The sequence below is a fragment of the Hydrogenophaga sp. 5NK40-0174 genome, from assembly GCF_040372165.1.
Classification (GTDB): Bacteria; Pseudomonadota; Gammaproteobacteria; order Burkholderiales; family Burkholderiaceae_C; genus Hydrogenophaga.
The window spans coordinates 719,758-738,771 of sequence record NZ_BAABWG010000001.1; the positions used below are offsets into that span (position 1 = coordinate 719,758).

The window sequence follows — 19,014 nt, forward strand, 5'->3', positions numbered from 1 at the left end:
AGACAAAAGAACCGACAAAGACAGCCCCACAACCCTGACAGATTCATCGTCATGAGCTCCACTCCACATTTCCCTGTCTATATGGACTACAGCGCCACCAACCCCTGCGATCCGCGGGTGGTGGATGCCATGATTCCCTGGTTGCGTGAGCACTTTGGCAACCCGGCTTCCCGCAGTCATGCCTGGGGATGGGAGGCTGAAAAGGCGGTCGAGAACGCTCGTGCTCAGGTGGCCGACCTCATCGGCGCTGATCCGCGCGAAATCGTCTGGACCAGCGGTGCCACCGAATCCGACAACCTCGCCCTCAAGGGCGCGGCGCACTTCTACCAGTCCAAGGGCAAGCACCTGATCACGGTCAAAACCGAACACAAAGCCGTGCTCGACACTTGCCGCGAGCTGGAGCGCCAGGGCTTTGAAGTGACCTACATGGACGTCAAAGACGACGGCCTGCTGGACCTCGACGCTTTCAAGGCCGCTATTCGCCCAGACACCATTCTGGCCAGCGTCATGTTCGTCAACAACGAGATTGGCGTCATCCAGGACATCGCCGCCATCGGTGCCATCTGCCGAGAGAAAGGCGTGATCTTCCACGTCGACGCAGCACAGGCCACCGGGCGTGTCGATATCGACCTCAAAACCCTGCCGGTCGACCTCATGAGCCTGACTGCTCACAAGGTCTATGGCCCCAAGGGTATTGGCGCGCTGTACGTTCGCCGCAAGCCTCGTATCCGCCTGGAAGCCCAGATGCACGGCGGTGGCCACGAGCGCGGCATGCGCTCCGGCACCTTGCCCACGCACCAGTGTGTCGGCATGGGGATGGCTTACGCCATTGCCAAGGCAGAAATGCACGACGAGAACAAGCGCATCAAGGCCTTGCATGACCGCATGCTCGCCGGCCTCAAAGATGTGGAGCAGGTGTTCATCAACGGTCATGAAGACCAGCGTGTGCCACACAACCTGAACATGAGCTTCAACTACGTCGAAGGCGAATCGCTCATCATGGGCATCAAGGGCCTGGCGGTGTCGTCTGGCTCTGCCTGTACGTCGGCCAGTCTGGAGCCCAGCTACGTGTTGCGTGCCCTTGGACGCAGCGACGAACTCGCTCACAGCAGCCTGCGCATGACCATCGGCCGCTGGACCACCGAAGAAGAGATCGACTACGCCGTCAACACCATCAAGGAAAACGTGGCCAAGCTGCGCGAGCTCTCTCCCCTGTGGGAGATGTACAAGGACGGCATCGATCTCTCCACCATCCAGTGGGCTGCGCACTGATCCTGCTTGCCCAGAACACGCAGATTGAATTGATTTGACACGCGCCGGAAGCAATTGTCCCCCGGCTGGTGAAAGGAAACGAACATGGCTTACTCAGAAAAAGTCGTTGACCACTACGAAAACCCCCGCAATGTCGGCTCTTTCGACAAGGGCGACGACACCGTTGGCACCGGCATGGTGGGAGCCCCCGCCTGTGGTGACGTCATGAAGCTGCAGATCAAGGTCAACAGCGAGACCGGCGTGATCGAAGACGCACGCTTCAAGACCTACGGTTGTGGTTCTGCCATCGCTTCTTCGTCGCTCGTGACCGAATGGGTCAAGGGCAAGACGCTGGATGAGGCGGCGGGGCTCAAGAACAGCACCATCGCTGAAGAGCTGGAACTGCCGCCGGTGAAAGTGCATTGCTCCATCCTCGCTGAAGACGCCATCAAGGCCGCCATCGACGACTACCGCAAGAAGCACACCGGCTGATCGGGCGTTTGTATCTCGTTCAGCCCGGCCAACAGAAAAAAGAAACCATGTCCATCACGATTTCCGATTCAGCTGCCCGTCACGTCAACCGGTACCTTGCCAAGCGAGGCAAGGGCATTGGTGTTCGCCTTGGTGTCAAGACCACCGGATGCTCCGGCCTGGCCTACAAGATCGAATACGCGGACGAATCAGCACCGGAGGACATCGTGTTCGAGGACAACGGTGTCAAGGTGCTGGTGGACCCCAAGAGCCTGCCGTACATCGATGGCACGCAGCTGGACTTCGTGCGAGAGGGCCTCAACGAGGGCTTTCGCTTCAACAATCCCAACGAGCGTGACCGCTGTGGCTGCGGTGAGAGCTTCCGCGTCTGACGCTTCGCGGCTCCACTGACATGAACCTTCAGTCCAACGACTTCGAACTGTTTGATTTGCCTCAGGTCTTCGGCCTGGACCGGCAGCAGCTCGACGAACGCTGGAAGCAGCTGCAACGTGAAGTCCACCCCGACCGTCACACCACGGCCGATGCGCAAACCCAGCGTCAGGCCATGCAATGGTCGGTGCGCATCAATGAGGCCTATCAACGACTCAAAGATCCGCTCAAGCGCGCCACCTACCTCTGTGAGCTCAACGGGCAGGCCGTGGATGCGGAGAGCAACACCAGCATGCCGCCTGAGTTTCTGATGCAACAGATGGAGTGGCGTGAAGCGCTGGAAGAGGCGGATGGCGTTGAGCAAATGGAGTCCCTGGCAGACGAAGTGGCCGCCAGACGCCGCAGCATGCTCAATGACATGGGCAGGCTCGCTGACGATGAACACGACTTTGCCAGTCTGGCGCAGCAGGTGCGGGCAATGATGTTCGTACAGCGTTTCGCTCAGGACGTGGACAACCGGCTGGAGCAGATGGACGCCTGAAGCTCATACGGAGTGAGTGAGAGGGTGGCGCCTGCGTTCAGCAGACCCTAAAGAATTCAGAGTTTTCATGGCACTTCTGCAGATTTCCGAACCCGGACAGTCTCTCGACCCCCATCAGCGCCGCGTGGCAGTGGGCATCGATCTGGGTACGACGCACTCCCTGGTGGCTTCGGTGCGCCATGGCGTGGCCGAATGCCTGCCCGACGAACAGGGCAAGGTCATTCTGCCCAGCGTGGTTCGCTACCTCGATCCGGCGCAAGGTGGGGCAGGCCGCCAGATCGGTCATGACGCGCTCTCTGCACAAGCCCAAGACCCTGCCAACACCATCAGCTCGGTCAAACGCCTCATGGGCCGCACGCGTGCCCAGGTGGCCGATGTGGAGAAGCTCTCCTATGATGTCGTTGATGCCGATGGCATGGCTGTGGTCAAGACGGTGGCCGGCAACAAGACCCCCATGGAGGTCAGTGCCGAGATCCTGGCCACACTTCGCTTTCGAGCAGAAGACAGCTTTGACGATGACCTGTTCGGCGCCGTGATCACGGTGCCAGCCTATTTTGATGACGCACAGCGTCAGGCCACCAAGGATGCGGCCCAGCTCGCTGGCATCGAAGTGCTGCGGCTGATCAACGAACCCACTGCTGCAGCCATCGCCTATGGGCTGGACAACGGGGCGGAAGGTGTCTACGCCATTTACGATCTCGGTGGAGGCACTTTCGATGTGTCCATTCTTCGTCTGACACAAGGCGTGTTTGAGGTGCTGGCAACGGGCGGGGATTCCGCACTTGGTGGCGACGATTACGACCAGGCGCTTGCCGCCTGGGTGCTGGAGCAGGCTGGTCAGGGCGCTGGTGCGCTCGATGCATCGGACCGTGCCCGACTTCACCGCGAAGCGCGCCGGGTCAAGGAGGCGCTCTCCGGCGAAGACGTGGAGAGCGAGACCTTCGCGGTGAACTTGTCTTCCGGTACTGCCATCGGGCAAGCCGTGACGCCAGGCGAGTTCGAGTCGTGCACCAAACCCCTGACCGATCGCACCATGCGCGCTGTGCGCAAGGTGCTGCGCGATGCCGATGTGGACGCGCAGGACATCAAGGGCGTGGTTCTGGTGGGCGGCTCCACTCGCATGCCGGTGATTCGTCGCACGGTGGGTGAGTTCTTTGGCCAGACGCCGCTGACCAATCTCAACCCGGACGAAGTGGTTGCCCTGGGTGCTGCCATCCAGGCCAACGCGCTGGCCGGCAACAGTCAGGAAGGTGACCTGCTGCTGCTCGACGTCATCCCACTGTCCCTTGGCATTGAAACCATGGGAGGGCTGGTCGAACGCATCGTCCCGCGCAACAGCACCATCCCGACCGCACTGGCTCAGGACTTCACCACCTATCAGGACGGCCAGACCGCCATGTCGCTGCATGTGGTTCAAGGCGAGCGCGATCTGGTGGCTGATTGCCGCAGCCTCGCCAAATTCACACTCCGCGGCATTCCTCCCATGGCCGCCGGTGCAGCCCGCATTCGGGTGACCTTTACTGTCGATGCCGACGGCTTGCTGTCGGTTGCCGCCAAGGAGCAGATCTCGGGCGTCGAAGCCAGCATCGAAGTCAAGCCGTCCTATGGCCTGAGCGACGAGCAGATCGCCAGCATGCTGCAAGAGAGCTTTGCCACGGCGGAAGAAGACATGGCTGCTCGGGCAGTGGTGGAAGCTCGCGTGGACGGTCAGCGCATGATTGTGGCCACCCAGAGCGCACTGACGGCCGACGCCGGCCTGCTCAGCGAGAAAGAGCGGCAGAACATCGACGAACGCATGAAAGTGCTGCAGGCATTTCTCGACAATCAGGCAGCTTCAGCTGCCGAGATCGAAGCCGCCACCGAGTCACTGGCCAAAGGCACCGAGGCCTTTGCCGCCATGCGCATGAACAAGGGCATCCAGCAAGCACTCTCTGGCCGCAAGGTTGAAGAAGTCTGAGAGCCGCTGTTGACGCCACGCAATAGAACACACCATCCAGAAAATGCCCAAGATCAAGATTCTTCCCCACGCAGAGCTGCTTCCTGAAGGTGGCGTGATCGAAGCCCCCGCAGGGACGTCCATTTGCGAAGCTCTGCTCGACAACGACATCCACATCGAGCACGCATGCGAAATGAGCTGCGCCTGCACCACCTGCCACGTGGTCGTGCGCGAGGGCTTCAACAGCTTGGACGACGCCGAAGAAGAGGAAGAAGATCTGCTCGACCGAGCCTGGGGTCTGGAGCCCAATTCCCGTCTGTCCTGCCAGGCCATCCTCGCCCAGCAAGACCTGACGATCGAGATTCCGAAGTACACGATCAATCACGCAAAAGAGAACCATTGAGAATTTTGGCCCCCACGCTCCGCCGCTGACGCGGGTCGCTGCCCCCCGAGGGGGCGCGTTTCACCTTGGGGCGGACCGGCGGTGAAACTGCTGGCGTTGATTGAAACCTCGCTTGAAGTAGCGCATCAAGACCGCTAACCGATCCGGCGCAGGGCCGCCCCAAGCCGGATCAGCCCCCTCTGGGGGCAGCGACCCGCGTCAGCGGCGGAGCGTGGGGGTACACTGCTTTCATGAGACAAATCGTCCTGGACACGGAAACCACTGGCCTGTCGGCGGAAGATGGTGACCGCATCATCGAAATCGGTTGCGTAGAGCTGCTCCATCGCAAGCTCACGGGCAACAATCTGCACCACTACATCAACCCTGAGCGCAAGAGCCATGAGGACGCGCTCAAGGTGCACGGCATCAGCAACGAGTTTCTGGCGGACAAGCCCAAGTTCGCCGCGCTCGCCGATGAAATTGTGGAGTACCTTCGCGGTGCCGAGCTCATCATCCACAACGCTCCGTTCGACATTGGCTTCCTGAACAAGGAGATGGAATTGCTGGGCCTGCCGCCCATCACGTCCATCGTTGGCAATGTCATCGACAGCCTGGCCATGGCCAAGGAAATGTTCCCGGGCAAGCGCAATGGCCTCGATGCCTTGTGCGATCGTCTGGAAGTGGACAACTCTGGCCGAACGCTGCACGGCGCCTTGCTCGACGCCGAACTGCTGGCCGACGTCTACATCAACATGACGCGCGGTCAGGACGCGCTTTTGATGGACGTGCAGGAGCAGGGCGGAGAAGGCGAGCAGGTGGCGCGCGTGGATCTGCGCAGCCTTGTATTGCCGGTTCTCAAGGCCAATGAAGCCGAGGCGCTGGCCCATGAAGAAATGCTGGCTTTGCTCGACAAGGAAAGTGAAGGTGCCACGGTCTGGCGCCAACTGGGCAACTGAACAAAAACCGCCGGCCCTCTGTTCAGGAGGTGTTTTTTCAGGCTATAATCCCAGCTTCCCCGATTTTCGGTGACACAAGCGAATATCGGGCGGTTAGCTCAGTGGTAGAGCACTGCCTTCACACGGCAGGGGTCGCAGGTTCGAACCCTGCACCGCCCACCAGTCAAAGCCCCAAGCGCCAGCTTGGGGCTTTTTCTTTGGTTTGTCGCAAAGTCTTTCACGCCGGCATTCCCTGAAGGGCTCTGGCGAACAGCATTGCGGCGCACAATTTATCCATGCAAGTTCTGGAACGAGTCGATACGGTCGTGGTAGGCGCAGGTGCCGTGGGCCTGGCCGTTGCGCGCTCGCTCGCACTGCAAGGACTTGAGGTCATGGTGCTGGAGTCGCAAGCGGCGATCGGGCAGGGCGTCAGTTCGCGCAACAGCGAGGTGATCCATGCCGGCATCTACTACCCGCTTGGCTCAAAGAAGGCGAGCCTGTGCATTCGCGGCAGGCATTTGCTCTATGCCTACTGTCGCGACAGGCATGTGCCTCATCGCCGTACAGGCAAGCTGATTGTTGCCACCACCGGAGCGCAGCAAGGCGCGCTTTCTCAGCTGCAGTCCAAGGGCCAGGACAACGGTGCCGAAGGCCTGGTCATGCTGACGCGTGCGCAGGCCCGCGTTCTGGAGCCTGAACTGGCCTGCGTCGCGGCCTTGTACTCCCCGGAGACCGGCATTCTTGACGCCCACAGTTTCATGCTCGCCTTGCAGGGCGACCTCGAGCGCGATGGTGGACAGGTGGTCTGCCATACGAGAGTGGAACGGCTCACGCCGGATGAGGGGCGCGGATGGGTGGTTCACACCGCTGACGGCACTTTGCTGGGCGCACGATGGGTGATCAATGCTGCGGGGCTGGGGGCTTGCGAGTTGGCGGCTGCCACCGAAGGCCTTCACTCTGGCCGTATCCCGCAAGCACATTTTGGCAAAGGCCAGTACTTTGCCTATCCAGGCCGATCGCCGTTTTCTCACCTGATCTATCCTGTGCCAGATCCTGAAGCCCCGCCGGGCTGGCTCGGCGTGCACCTGACGCTGGACATGGCCGGGCAGGCAAGGTTTGGCCCCGACATGCACTGGACAGAGGAACCTGACGACTTGACGGTGGATGCGTCGCACGCGATCGCTTTTGAGCGCGCCGTCCGCCACTACTGGCCGGGATTGCCTCAAGGCAGCCTGGTACCCGCCTATGCGGGCATGCGCCCCAAGATCCACGGGCCAGGGCAGGCTGCACCCGATTTTCGGCTCGATGGCCCGGCGCAACACGGCCTGCCGGGCCTGGTCAACCTGATGGGCATTGAATCGCCGGGGCTGACCAGTGCACTCGCCATTGGTGAGCGGGTGGCGGCCATGGTGGCTGAGGCTGCCTGAATTAGCCGCTTCAGCGGCTTACCTGGCATTCACGCTGAATCGCTTGCGCCGATGACTTGACCAGTGCCGCGCCTTTGTAGATGAGGCCGGTATAAATCTGGACAAGGTCAGCCCCCGCGCGAATCTTGCTGACTGCGTCCGCGCCACTGAGCACGCCGCCCACGCCAATGATGGGAAAGCCCTTGCCGAGGTCATCGCGAAGGCGTTTGATCACGCGGTTGCTCGCCTCCAGCACGGGGCCGCCAGACAAGCCGCCGGCTTCATCCGCATGCGCCATGCCTGCGACAGCGTCGCGGCTCAATGTCGTGTTGGTGGCGATCACACCGAGCGCATCGTTGGCCTTTCCGTCCGCGCCCAGTCCATAGCGCCGCAAGGTCTGCGCGATCACGCCGATCTGGGCATCGTCCAGATCGGGCGCAATCTTCACAAACACCGGAATGCGCTTGCCGCTGCTGCTGATCAGGCTCTCGCGCCGCTCCATGACGGCGCCCAGCAAGGCATCCAGCGCTTCATCGCTTTGCAGCTCTCGCAGGTTCTTGGTGTTCGGGCTTGAAATATTGACCGTCACATAGTCGGCATGCGGGTAGACGCCGTCCAGGCAGGTCAGGTAGTCGCTGGTGGCTGCCTCGATGGGGGTGGCTGCATTCTTGCCAATGTTCAGGCCCAGCACCATGGGCGTGCTCTCGCCCGAGCTCCGGAATCTGGCTTTTTGCACATTGCGGATGAAACTATCCAGACCTTCGTTGTTGAAGCCAAGGCGATTGATCAGTGCATTGGCCTGCGGCAGGCGAAACATGCGTGGCTTGGGGTTGCCTGGCTGAGCCTTGGGTGTGACGGTGCCTACCTCGACAAATCCGAATCCCATCGCTGCCAGTCCGTCGATGCACCGGGCATTCTTGTCCAGGCCTGCGGCCAGTCCCACACGGTTGGGAAAGCGCACACCCGCAACAGTGACCGGATCATCGACCCGGCTTTCACTGTAAAGGCATGTCAGAGGTGTGTTCTGAAAGCGCGCGATGCTGTCCAGCGTCAATTCATGTGCATGTTCAGGGTCGAGAGTGAAGAGTGCTTTGCGGGCAAGTGCGTATGGAATGAGCGACATGGATAAACTCGGAGCGTCGGAGCTGTGTTTCTGATGTTTCTTTTGATTTTTGTTTCTGCCTAACCCGCATATTGTCGCAAATGACCCAAGACGAACTCAAAGCCCTGGTTGGCCAGGCAGCCCTGCAATACGTCACCCCTGGAGAAATCGTGGGCGTTGGCACCGGCTCCACGGTCAACAAGTTCATCGATGCCCTCGCAGGTATCAAGGACCAGATCAAAGGCGCAGTCTCCAGCTCGGAGGCGTCCACAGCGCGGCTCAAGGCTGCCGGCATTCCCGTCTTCGAGGCCGAAGCCGTTGATGCGTTGTCCGTGTACATCGACGGCGCCGACGAAATCGATCATCAGGGCTACATGATCAAAGGCGGAGGCGCTGCGCTCACCCGCGAGAAGATCGTCGCTGCGCAGTCCAGCCGCTTCGTCTGCATCGCGGACGAGTCCAAGCTGGTCAAGGCCCTCGGCGCCTTTCCGCTGCCGGTAGAAGTCATTCCCATGTCGGCGGCTCGTGTGGCCCGGCAATTCGAAGCCAAGGGTGGTAAGGCGGTGCTTCGCCTCAAGGACGGCCAGCCTCTGGTGACTGACAACGGGCAGCACATCCTGGATGTCACAGGTCTGAGCATCACCGACCCGCTCGGCTTCGAATCCGAGGTCAACCAGTGGCCAGGCGTGGTCACGGTGGGGGTCTTCGCGCACCAGAAAGCCAGCGTCTGTTTGCTGGGGACCAGCGAAGGCGTGAAAACGCTGTCATTCTGATCGGCGCACAACGAAGAAGCCGCGGTCAACCGCGGCTTCTTTTCTGGGATTAAAGGGGCTTACTCGCCTGTGCAAACAGGCTTCCCAGCTGGCGTCAGAACCGAAAGCCGCCCGGCGCCTCCGGCAGCTTGTTTTCAGCTGGCTCAGGTTCACCCTTTGGTGCCTCCGGAGCAGTGTTCGCTGTCGTGAGCGGTTCGGCTGGCAAAGGCCTGTAACTTTGCGGCAGCTCTGAATCTTTTGGGTAGCCCGCTGCCGACAAATACTTGTGCACAGTGTCCCCCGACGGAGCTGGCAGCACCTTGGATCCAATCCGGATCACCGGCGTGCTTGCTGTCCCGGCGATTTTCTTGAGCTCTGCGGCGTCTTTCTGCGTCAGAACCGACTTTTCCGAAAAAGGTATTCCTCGGGTTTGCAGAAGGTCACGAACGCTGTCGCAAGCCGTGCAGTCTTTGGTGGCAAAGAGCGTTACGGGGAAGTCGCCTGCAGCTTTTCGCAGGGTCGCTGGGAAGTTGGAAGGTACGTTGGCACGGCCTGTGGAGCCGACTACCTCTGCATTTTTCAACCCCTTGCCCTGGACCGGCGGCTTGTCCGTGAATGTGACAGTGCCATCCGGGTTCTTGATCTTGTAGATCTCGGCCTGGGCAGGCGCAACAAACAAACTGGTCGCCAAAGCCAGGGCAGAGGCCAGTGCCAGTGAAGTCTTGCGGTAGGTGTTGGCTGTTCTCATCGCGTGAAAAACTCCTTAGCCCGCATTATGCGGCGGAAGTGCTTTCAGACATGCCCTGGTGTTGCAACAGGGCGTCAATGCTCGGCTCGCGCCCCCGAAACGCCTTGAACGACTCCATGGCCGGCCGGCTGCCGCCTGCCTCCAGAATGGTGGTTCTGAATCGCGCGCCGGTATCCGGGTCGACCGTGCTGCCTGCGCCGCCCCTGGCCGCTTCCTCGAAGGCAGCGTAAGCATCCGCCGACAGCACTTCAGCCCACTTGTAGCTGTAGTAGCCGGCCGAGTAGCCACCGGCAAAGATGTGACTGAACGTATGCGCAGTGCGGTTGTAGGCGGGCGGCAGCATCACAGCCACTTCCTCGCGTACCTCGGTCAGCAGGCCCAGGATGTCCGCGCCGTCTGCTGGCGGCACCATTCGGCTGTGCAGCAGCATGTCGAACAGGCCAAACTCCACCTGGCGCAGCGTCTGCAGACCGCTTTGGAAATTGCGCGCCCGCACCATCTTGTCGAACAGTTCGCGCGGCAGCGGTTCGCCTGTCTCCACGTGGGCGGTCATGTGCTGCAGCACATCCCATTCCCAGCAGAAGTTCTCCATGAACTGGCTGGGCAGCTCCACGGCATCCCATTCCACGCCACTGATGCCCGAAACGCTGGACTCGTCCACCTGTGTGAGCATGTGGTGCAGACCGTGCCCAAATTCGTGGAAGAGGGTGGTCACGTCGTCGTGGGTGAGCAAAGGCGGCTGACGAACGCCATTTTTGACCAGCCCCTCGGCAAAGTTGCAGACCAGATGGGCCACAGGCGTTTGCAGCTTTCCTGTGTCGGGACGCAGCCAGCGGCCGCGAACATCGTCCATCCAGGCGCCACCGCGTTTGCCCTTGCGTGCAGACGGGTCCAGGTAGAACTGGCCTACCAGTTCACCCGCTTGGGTACCTGTGCGCTCGATCCGGTAGAAGCTCACCCCTTCGTGCCATACCGGCGCGGTGTCACTCTTGATCTGAACGCCAAAGAGCTTCTCTGCGATCCCGAACAGGCCGGCCAGCACCTTGGGCGCCGTGAAGTACGGCTTGACCTCCTGCTCACTGAACGCATAGCGAGCCTCTTTGAGCTTTTCGCCAATGAACGGCCAGTCCCAGGGCTGAGGGTCAGCCAGGTTCAGCTGCTGGGCGGCAAATGAGCGCATGTCGGCCAGGTCTTTTTCCGCATAAGGCCGCGCCTTGGTGGACAGGTCGCGCAAAAACTGGGCAACCTGCTCAGGCGTGTCTGCCATCTTGGGCACCAGTGACACGTCGGCGAAATGCCGATGACCCAGCAACTGGGCTTCTTCGTGGCGCAAGGCAAGCAGCTCCACCATGATGGCGGTGTTGTCGTACTGCGTGCCGTCACCCTCGGCCTGGTCGCTGGCGCGGGTCACATACGCCTTGTACATCTTCTCGCGCAAGGCACTGCTCCTGGCAAACTGCATCACCGGGAGGTAGCAAGGCATCTTCAGCGTGAGCTTGAATCCGCTTTTGCCGTCTGCTTCGGCAGCAGCCCTAGCGGCGCCCTTGACGTCTTCCGGCAGACCTTCGAGCTCGCTTTCCTCCACCAGAAGCCCAAAGGCATCCGTGGCGTCCAGTGCGTTCTCGCTGAACTTCTGCGTCAGTTCAGCCTGCCGCTCCTGCAGCTGGGCAAACCGTGTTCTGGCTTCGCCCTGCAGCTCGGCACCGCCGAGCACAAAGGCGCGCAGCGAGTTCTTCAGTGCCTGCTTTTGCTCGTCTGTCAGGGAAGAGGGGTCAATGGCCTTGTACTTGGCAAAAAGGCGCTCATCGGCGCCCAGCCGTGTCCAGTAATCTGTCACCTTGGGCAGCGCTGCGTTGTAGGCCTCCCGCAGTTCCGGAGAGTCGGCCACGCCATTGAGGTGGCTCACCGCGCCCCATGCTTCACCCAGGCGTTCGGTCGCTACGCCAAGCTCCTTGGACAATGCCGTCCAGTCCGCCGGAAAGTCCGCCGCCGTCACTTTCTCCAATGACTGGTCGGCTTGAGCCAGCAGCGCGTCAATGCCCGGCACGACATGCTCAGGCCTGATGACATCAAAAGCCGGAAGGTCGCGGATGGCAAGCAGCGGGTTGGTGTTTTCTGTGGTCATTCGGATTCGTCAGTGTCTGGCTCGGCAGGGGCGGGAAGGTGGTGAGGGCGGGGTCAGGCGTTTCCGCCTTTTTTCAGGCTTTTCTGGCGTTGCTTGGCGCGCTTGACCTGGCCACCCTTGGTCAGACGCTGGTTGCCCAGTACGCGCACCACTTTCATTTCCGGCTTCTGGCCACCGCGCTTGCTGAACTTGAGGATCTTCACATCCTTGGGGCCGCGCATGCGGTCTTCATCCAGTTCGCGCTCCTTCTCTTCCACCGGGCGCCACAGCACCAGCAATTTGCCGATGTGCTGAATCGGAGCGGCAGAGAGCGAATCGGCCAGTTGCTGCAGCATGGCTTCGCGGCCGGCGCGGTCGTCGCTGAAGACACGCACCTTGATCAGGCCGTGCGCCTTGAGCGCAGCGTCCACTTCCTTGGACACGTTGGGCGTCAGGCCATCGGCGCCGATCATCACCACCGGATTGAGGTGGTGGGCATCAGCGCGAAAGGCTTTGCGCTGGGCTGGGGTCAGTTGAATTTGAGGCATGGGACAATTATCGGTGAACGCCACCGCCAAACCCGGTGAATGGCGCTTTTTTCCACGTTTGCGGGCATGCTATCTCTGGCAAGCTTGGCAATCTTCGTATTTCTACGCATCCGTTCGATCCTTCCTATCTGGCGCCATGGGCATCAAAGTCAAGACCAACAGCAAAAAGGTCAACAAAGCCTGGCTCAACCAGCACGTGACCGACCCGTACGTGCGCCAGGCGCAGAAAGACGGCTACCGTGCTCGCGCCGCCTACAAGCTCAAGGAGATCGACGAGACCTTCGGCTTGATCAAGCCCGGCGACTGTGTGGTGGACCTGGGTTCGGCGCCTGGTGCCTGGAGCCAGTACGTGCGCCGCCGCTTCAACCCCGACGGAGCAGCCGTGGGTGCGCTCAACGGCACCATCATCTCGCTCGACCTCCTGCCCATGGAACCCATCGAGGGTGTGCATTTCATTCAGGGTGACTTCCGGGATGACGACGTCCTCGCCCAGCTTGAGGAGACGCTCAAGGCCAAGGGCATGGAGGCTGTCAACGTGGTGGTCTCCGATATGGCACCCAATCTCTCAGGCATTGCCGACGCAGATGCCGCCCGCATCAGCCACCTGGTCGAGCTCGCTGTGGATTTCGCATCGCGGCATCTGGTGCCCGATGGCGCTCTGGTGGTCAAACTGTTTCATGGCGCAGGTTACGACGACATGGTCAAGCTGTTCCGCCAGACCTTCAAGACCGTCAAGCCGCTCAAGCCCAAGTCATCCCGGGACCGGTCTTCGGAAACCTTTCTGATCGGAAAGGGACTCAAGTAGCATGACCGCATCCAGTCACTGGTTCCAGCCGGCCGCCAGCCAGCCAGGCGTCAGCTGGGCCGCCACTTACCCTTTTGGAGACAGGGCATTGATCAAATGCAAGCCTTCCATCTCTTGAAAAGCCTAAAATGACCCCAAATTGCTGGATTTCCAGCCCTTACCTACGAAATTCAAGGAGCCGCACTTGAACAACCAGTGGTTCTCCAAAATCGCCATCTGGCTCGTCATTCTCATGGCGATGTTCGTCCTCTTCCGCACTGTGGAAGGCCGGGTGAACGTTGCCGCCAGCCCGGTGGGCTATTCCGACTTCCTGTCGGATGTGCGGAACAACCGCATCAAGAGCGCCACCATCGTCGAGGGCAGCAACGGCACCGAGATCGTCGCGACCACACAGGATGGCAAGAAGATCAAGACCAGCGCGACCGAGTTGGATCGCGGTCTGGTTGGCGACCTCATCAACAGTGACGTCAAGTTCGACGTGCAGCAGCGCGAGGAAGGCTCCTTCCTCACCACCCTCCTGATCAGCTGGGGGCCCATGCTGCTGCTCATCGGCGTCTGGATCTACTTCATGCGCCAGATGCAAGGCGGCGGCAAGGGCGGGGCGTTCAGTTTCGGCAAGAGCAAGGCCCGCATGCTGGACGAGAACAACAACTCGGTCACCTTTGCTGACGTTGCTGGCTGCGACGAAGCCAAGGAAGAGGTCAAGGAGGTCGTGGACTTCCTCAAGGACCCTCAGAAGTTCCAGAAGCTCGGCGGACGCATTCCGCGCGGCCTGCTGCTGGTTGGCCCTCCAGGCACCGGTAAGACGCTGTTGGCCAAGTCCATTGCTGGCGAAGCCAAGGTGCCGTTCTTCAGCATTTCCGGCTCTGATTTCGTTGAAATGTTCGTCGGTGTGGGTGCAGCCCGTGTCCGCGACATGTTCGAGAACGCCAAGAAGAACGCTCCATGCATCATCTTCATCGACGAGATTGACGCCGTCGGCCGCCAGCGTGGCGCTGGCCTGGGTGGCGGCAACGACGAACGCGAGCAAACCCTCAACCAGATGCTGGTCGAGATGGACGGCTTTGAAACCAACCTCGGCGTGATCGTCGTGGCGGCCACCAACCGCCCCGACATTCTCGACGCCGCGCTGCTGCGTCCCGGCCGTTTCGACCGCCAGGTGTACGTCACGCTGCCCGACATTCGCGGCCGCGAGCAGATCCTCAACGTCCATATGCGCAAGGTCCCCCTGGGCACCGACGTCAATGCCAGCATCATTGCCCGGGGTACGCCCGGCATGAGTGGCGCTGACCTGGCCAACTTGTGCAACGAAGCTGCCCTCATGGCTGCGCGCCGCAATGCGCGTCTGGTCGAGATGCAGGACTTCGAAAAGGCCAAGGACAAGATCTTCATGGGCCCCGAGCGCAAGAGCATGGTCATGCCCGAAGAAGAGCGCCGCAACACCGCCTACCACGAGGCAGGCCACGCGCTCATCGGCAAGCTGTTGCCCAAGTGCGACCCGGTCCACAAGGTCACCATCATTCCGCGTGGTCGCGCTCTGGGCGTGACCATGAGCCTGCCTGAGCAAGACCGCTACAGCCAGGACAAGGAATACATGCTCAACCAGATCGCCATGCTGTTCGGCGGGCGTATCGCGGAAGAGGTGTTCATGAACCAGATGACCACTGGCGCCAGCAACGACTTCGAGCGTGCAACCCACATTGCCCGTGACATGGTCATGCGCTACGGCATGAGCGAGGCGCTGGGCCCGATGGTGTATGCAGAGAATGAAGGTGAAGTCTTCCTGGGCCGCTCGGTCACCAAGACCACCAACATCTCCGAGCAGACCATGCAACTGGTTGATGGCGAGGTGCGCAGCATCATCGACGAGCAATACACCCTGGCACGCAACCTGATCGAAGAGCATTCGGACAAGATGCACGCCATGGCCAAGGCTTTGCTCGAGTGGGAGACCATCGATGCTGAGCAGATCGACGACATCATGGCCGGCAAGCCGCCACGCCCACCGAAAGACTGGACACCGCCCAGCCCCACCGGGGACGACAGCGGTGGTGGCGGTACCCCGGCAGTGACCACCGATCCAGCACCGACCACGGCCTGATCCATGGCCTCACTCAACATCAAAACGCCTGCCTCACCGTAGGCGTTTTTTTGTTTCCAGAATGCAGGGCGCACCTGATCCCCAACCCGTTCCCGTTATCGTTCACCTCTTTACAGCTGCCTGATCTCCGTGCCCTTCCGTCATCTCTCTTCCATCTGGCAAACCACCCGTCACCGTATCGATCTCAGCGAGCCCCGCATCATGGGCATCGTCAACGTCACCCCCGATTCCTTCTCGGATGGCGGCAAATATCTGGGCGTGAAGGCAGCATTGGCCCATGCGGAGCGCCTGCTGGACGAAGGGGCACACATTCTCGACATCGGCGGCGAGTCCACCCGGCCCGGAAGTCCGCCAGTTCCGCTGGAAGCAGAGCGCGAGCGGGTGATGCCGGTGCTGGAGCAACTGCTCAAGCTGGGCGCCGCGGTGTCTCTGGATACCTACAAGGCTGAGCTCATGCAGGAGGCGCTGGACATGGGCGTCGACATCATCAACGACATATGGGCCCTGCGGCAGCCGCATGCAGCGGAAGTCATTGCACAGCATCCCAATTGCGGTGTGTGCCTCATGCACATGCACCGCAACCCCCAAACCATGCAGAGCGCACCCATGAGCGGCAACGCGGTGGGAGAAGTGGTGCGCTTTCTGCAGGAGCGCGCAGCTTCGCTGACCGGTGCGGGCGTCCAGGCCAACCGCATTGTTCTGGACCCTGGCATCGGCTTTGGCAAGACGGTGGAGCAGAACTTCGAGCTGCTGGCGCGTCAGCGCGAGCTCCGGACGCTCGGGTTTCCCGTGTTGGCGGGTTGGTCCCGCAAGTCGTCGCTGGGGGTGGTCACGGGGCGCGACAGCGCCTCATCGCGTGTTACGGCCAGTGTGGCAGCTGCATTGATCGCCGTTCAGAACGGGGCGTCCGTGGTTCGGGTCCACGACGTTCGCGCCACGGCCGATGCGCTGGCGGTGTGGGCTGCCACTCGCGGAGAGCGACAGAACGCCCAATTTCCCGCATAGTGGAAATTCGGGCGCTGATTTCCTGCCAATTTTGAGGGGGCACCCTGTCAGATCTCCCAGTGAGGTGTGACATTTCTCATAGTACATAAGTTACAATACCTCGCAAAACCCAACTGTCAGGAAAAACAGGAAATAACAGGAAGAAGGGGTGCGACATGGGAGGACGCAGAGAAGTCCAAGCCGCAGCTTCACTGTCTATTTGGTGCTTGCATACGCCTTGCACCATGGCCGCAGCCCTTGCAAATCATGCTTGATTGCCCGGATCTTGCCGTTCCGCAAGAGGTGATGCAGCACGTCGTGCACGTGGAATCCTCGCGCAACCCCTACGCCATTGGCGTGGTGGGCGGGTATCTGGCGCGCCAGCCGCGTAACCTCAATGAAGCACTGGCCACAGTCAAAATGCTTAAATCCGAGGGCTACAACTTCTCGGTAGGCATCGCGCAGGTCAATCGCTACAACCTCGCCAAATATGGCCTGCCAAGCTATGCGCAGGCCTTCGACGTCTGCTCCAACCTGCGGGCCGGTTCTCGCATTCTTCGCGAGTGCTACGACCGGGCACAGGACTGGGGCAAAGCCTTCAGCTGTTATTACTCTGGCAACTTCGTCACCGGTTTCGAGCACGGCTACGTGCAAAAGATCTTCGCCTCCATGCGCAAGGGCAGTGCACCGGCCATCGCCGCCGCACCCGCCGGCATCGAGGTCATTCCCTACAAGAACAGCAAGGGCAATGCCCGCAAGAAAGGCGCCCGGGACGATGGGGTGGCTCTGCGCGCATCCGTGCCGGCATCACCAGCGCCACAGGCATCCGCGCCGGCCCTGCCTGCCACGCCCGAGCCTGAAGTTGTCACCATGTTTGGGGGCCTGGCCGTCACCGTGCCCGGAGCCTATCCGGAGCCCTATGCGGTGCGCCAGCACCAGCCAGCCGCCGGGATTCAAAGCCCCAACGTCTCCGCAAAGGCTGGTGCCGTAGAAGACATCGACACCACTGAAGACCGCCCGGCCATTCCGGTGCCAGGCCCCGGAGCAGTCATGCCTGCACTTTCTGCCAGCCGCTCTGCGCAGGCTGCACAGCCCGGCCAGGCGCCGGCTGCCACCCTTGGCGCTGCTGCTCGAGCAGGTGCGGCGCCAGCCAAGCCCAGCAGCTCCCTGGCCGATTTGCTCGCCAAGGTTCCGGTGGAAGTCGTCGGCGTCAACGGCGATCCGCGCCAGACACGCCTGATTGGCCCTGTGCCACGGTCGGGCCACAACCCCGGCGCAGAGTCAGCCGAAGCGGCGGGCTCGGCCAGGGCGTCCGGAAGCGGTACAGCTGGCCTGCCGGCCGACCAGTTGCCTTTGCCAGACCCCAACGCTTTGCCTGCCTCGGCCTCAGCTGCCCGGTCTGAGGAGAAGGGTGCGGCGCCTGAGAAGGCCGGCGGCGTGGAAGACGTCGGCAAGCTGGTCGTCTCCAGCCGCAACGCACGCGCTTCACGCAATGCCGGGTCGGCCCAATCCCGCAAGGGAGGAAGTCTGCTGAGCACAACAGATGCCCCCACACCCCAAGCACCGGAAGCCTCGGCCCCGGTGTTCAACGAGTCTTCAGCCATGCCTGAAAAGACAGCTGTCACGGCCGTGCCCACCAGGGCGCAGCCGGACAGCTCGACCACACCGTCAGCCACCCCGCCATCAGACGGGTCTGACAAATCGTTTGTTTTCTAACCCAGCTTCACAACATTCATCTTCGAGAGAGAAAGAAAGAGAGCGTCAACATGAACTTCGGGAAACTGTCCAAATCCTCCGCATTCCGCGTCCTGTCACTGGCACTGCTGGCTTCCGCAGCCATCGCCGCTGCCCCCGAGACCTTCGCCCAGACGGTGGAGGGCTTCCAGGGAGCGTGCGAGAACGTTGAAGGTTTCTTCAAGAACTTTGAGACCATGCTGCGCGTGGCCTCGGTGTCCATCGTCACCATTGCCATCGTGTTTGCCGGCTATCAGATCGCCTTTGCCCACAAGCGCCTGACCGAAGTGGCGCCCATCCTGGTGGGCGGCCTGCTCATCGGCGGCGCTGCCACCATCGCTGGCTGGTTCGTGGAAGAGTGGACCTCTGCCGATGCCTCCTGTGCGTTCAACGACATTCACGTGCCGGGCATGGTGATCATCCGCACCGCCTGATCACATGAAGAAAGACGCCTTGTTCCGGGGGTGCACACGCCCCCCGATGATTCTCGGGGTGCCCTACATCCCGTTTCTCATCGGGGCTGGCGGGCCCTTGCTGCTCGCCATGTACTTCCACCTGGCGCTCCTCTTGCTCATCCCGTTCACCATTTTCGTGATGCGGATGATGGCCAAGAAGGACGAGATGATCTTCCGCTTGCTGGGCCTGAATCTCGTGTTCCGTTTTTTGCCCCGCAACCACGAGCTCTACGGCAAGGCCTGGGTCTTCACGCCGCACAAGTACCGCAAGGATGCGGTACGCATGCGCGGCTATGACCAATAGGTTTGCCACTACCGGTTCAGGCATTGCACCCCAGGTCTTGCCCGCCGGTCTCCGTCCGCCTTTGC

Annotated in this window: 19 protein-coding genes and 1 tRNA gene; 16 read left to right on the forward strand and 4 right to left on the reverse strand. The window is 61.2% G+C overall.

Annotated features, from left to right (window positions below; all coding sequences use genetic code 11):
* Window positions 1-51: 51 nt before the first annotated feature.
* The 9 genes from ABWV89_RS03310 (at window position 52) to ABWV89_RS03350 (ending at window position 7,333) form a co-directional block, all read left to right on the forward strand.
* Window positions 52-1,272 (forward strand): IscS subfamily cysteine desulfurase, encoded by a 1,221-nt coding sequence (locus ABWV89_RS03310; protein ID WP_353394171.1) that lies wholly within the window; start codon window positions 52-54, stop codon window positions 1,270-1,272.
* An 84-nt stretch (window positions 1,273-1,356) separates the two neighbouring features.
* The gene (gene iscU, locus ABWV89_RS03315; RefSeq protein WP_353394173.1) at window positions 1,357-1,743 is read left to right on the forward strand and encodes a Fe-S cluster assembly scaffold IscU; all 387 of its coding nucleotides are present in this window, start codon (window positions 1,357-1,359) and stop codon (window positions 1,741-1,743) included.
* Window positions 1,744-1,790: 47 nt separating this feature from the next.
* Entirely contained in the window at window positions 1,791-2,114 is a 324-nt protein-coding gene (gene iscA, locus ABWV89_RS03320) for an iron-sulfur cluster assembly protein IscA (RefSeq protein ID WP_353394176.1), read from the forward strand.
* A 20-nt stretch (window positions 2,115-2,134) separates the two neighbouring features.
* A complete protein-coding gene (gene hscB / locus ABWV89_RS03325; RefSeq protein WP_353394178.1) occupies window positions 2,135-2,653 on the forward strand; it encodes a Fe-S protein assembly co-chaperone HscB in 519 nt (172 codons plus the stop codon).
* Between the two features lie 67 nt (window positions 2,654-2,720).
* On the forward strand, window positions 2,721-4,610 hold the full coding sequence (gene hscA, locus ABWV89_RS03330) for a Fe-S protein assembly chaperone HscA (protein ID WP_353394180.1): 1,890 nt from the start codon (window positions 2,721-2,723) through the stop codon (window positions 4,608-4,610).
* 43 nt (window positions 4,611-4,653) lie between these two features.
* Window positions 4,654-4,992, forward strand: coding sequence for an ISC system 2Fe-2S type ferredoxin (fdx, locus tag ABWV89_RS03335; protein WP_353394182.1), 339 nt, complete (start codon window positions 4,654-4,656; stop codon window positions 4,990-4,992).
* 230 nt (window positions 4,993-5,222) lie between these two features.
* Window positions 5,223-5,927 carry a DNA polymerase III subunit epsilon gene (gene dnaQ, locus ABWV89_RS03340; RefSeq protein WP_353394185.1) on the forward strand — a complete coding sequence of 235 codons (705 nt, stop codon included), beginning with the start codon at window positions 5,223-5,225 and terminating at the stop codon, window positions 5,925-5,927.
* 87 nt (window positions 5,928-6,014) lie between these two features.
* Window positions 6,015-6,089 (forward strand) — tRNA-Val (locus tag ABWV89_RS03345).
* Between the two features lie 113 nt (window positions 6,090-6,202).
* Window positions 6,203-7,333 (forward strand): NAD(P)/FAD-dependent oxidoreductase, encoded by a 1,131-nt coding sequence (locus ABWV89_RS03350; protein WP_353394187.1) that lies wholly within the window; start codon window positions 6,203-6,205, stop codon window positions 7,331-7,333.
* A 10-nt stretch (window positions 7,334-7,343) separates the two neighbouring features.
* Here the strand turns inward: ABWV89_RS03350 and ABWV89_RS03355 are convergent, their stop codons facing one another.
* On the reverse strand, window positions 7,344-8,435 hold the full coding sequence (locus ABWV89_RS03355) for a quinone-dependent dihydroorotate dehydrogenase (RefSeq protein ID WP_353394189.1): 1,092 nt from the start codon (window positions 8,433-8,435) through the stop codon (window positions 7,344-7,346).
* Between the two features lie 80 nt (window positions 8,436-8,515).
* On the opposite strand from ABWV89_RS03355, the gene rpiA reads away from it, so the two are divergent.
* The gene (gene rpiA, locus ABWV89_RS03360; RefSeq protein WP_353394192.1) at window positions 8,516-9,187 is read left to right on the forward strand and encodes a ribose-5-phosphate isomerase RpiA; all 672 of its coding nucleotides are present in this window, start codon (window positions 8,516-8,518) and stop codon (window positions 9,185-9,187) included.
* Between the two features lie 94 nt (window positions 9,188-9,281).
* Here rpiA and ABWV89_RS03365 read toward each other — a convergent pair whose 3' ends face one another.
* Genes ABWV89_RS03365 through ABWV89_RS03375 form a run of 3 tightly spaced genes read right to left on the reverse strand, consistent with a single transcriptional unit; the run spans window position 9,282 to window position 12,566 of the window.
* A complete protein-coding gene (locus ABWV89_RS03365; RefSeq protein ID WP_353394194.1) occupies window positions 9,282-9,914 on the reverse strand; it encodes a DUF4124 domain-containing protein in 633 nt (210 codons plus the stop codon).
* 25 nt (window positions 9,915-9,939) lie between these two features.
* The gene (locus ABWV89_RS03370) at window positions 9,940-12,039 is read right to left on the reverse strand and encodes a M3 family metallopeptidase (RefSeq protein WP_353394196.1); all 2,100 of its coding nucleotides are present in this window, start codon (window positions 12,037-12,039) and stop codon (window positions 9,940-9,942) included.
* Between the two features lie 53 nt (window positions 12,040-12,092).
* Entirely contained in the window at window positions 12,093-12,566 is a 474-nt protein-coding gene (locus ABWV89_RS03375) for a YhbY family RNA-binding protein (protein ID WP_353394198.1), read from the reverse strand.
* Window positions 12,567-12,708: 142 nt separating this feature from the next.
* Here ABWV89_RS03375 and ABWV89_RS03380 point away from each other — a divergent pair, with 142 nt between their 5' ends.
* The 6 genes from ABWV89_RS03380 (at window position 12,709) to ABWV89_RS03405 (ending at window position 18,949) form a co-directional block, all read left to right on the forward strand.
* Complete coding sequence (locus ABWV89_RS03380; RefSeq protein WP_353395154.1) at window positions 12,709-13,371, forward strand: RlmE family RNA methyltransferase; 663 nt, start codon at window positions 12,709-12,711, stop codon at window positions 13,369-13,371.
* 184 nt (window positions 13,372-13,555) lie between these two features.
* Window positions 13,556-15,472, forward strand: coding sequence for an ATP-dependent zinc metalloprotease FtsH (ftsH, locus tag ABWV89_RS03385; RefSeq protein WP_353394200.1), 1,917 nt, complete (start codon window positions 13,556-13,558; stop codon window positions 15,470-15,472).
* 201 nt (window positions 15,473-15,673) lie between these two features.
* Window positions 15,674-16,477: a dihydropteroate synthase gene (gene folP / locus ABWV89_RS03390; RefSeq protein WP_353395155.1), complete on the forward strand. Its 804-nt coding sequence runs from the start codon at window positions 15,674-15,676 to the stop codon at window positions 16,475-16,477.
* A 246-nt stretch (window positions 16,478-16,723) separates the two neighbouring features.
* Complete coding sequence (locus ABWV89_RS03395) at window positions 16,724-18,172, forward strand: lytic transglycosylase domain-containing protein (RefSeq protein WP_353394202.1); 1,449 nt, start codon at window positions 16,724-16,726, stop codon at window positions 18,170-18,172.
* Between the two features lie 50 nt (window positions 18,173-18,222).
* Window positions 18,223-18,624 carry a TrbC/VirB2 family protein gene (locus ABWV89_RS03400; protein ID WP_353394204.1) on the forward strand — a complete coding sequence of 134 codons (402 nt, stop codon included), beginning with the start codon at window positions 18,223-18,225 and terminating at the stop codon, window positions 18,622-18,624.
* A 4-nt stretch (window positions 18,625-18,628) separates the two neighbouring features.
* Window positions 18,629-18,949 carry a VirB3 family type IV secretion system protein gene (locus ABWV89_RS03405; RefSeq protein ID WP_353394206.1) on the forward strand — a complete coding sequence of 107 codons (321 nt, stop codon included), beginning with the start codon at window positions 18,629-18,631 and terminating at the stop codon, window positions 18,947-18,949.
* The last annotated feature ends 65 nt before the right edge of the window (window positions 18,950-19,014 follow it).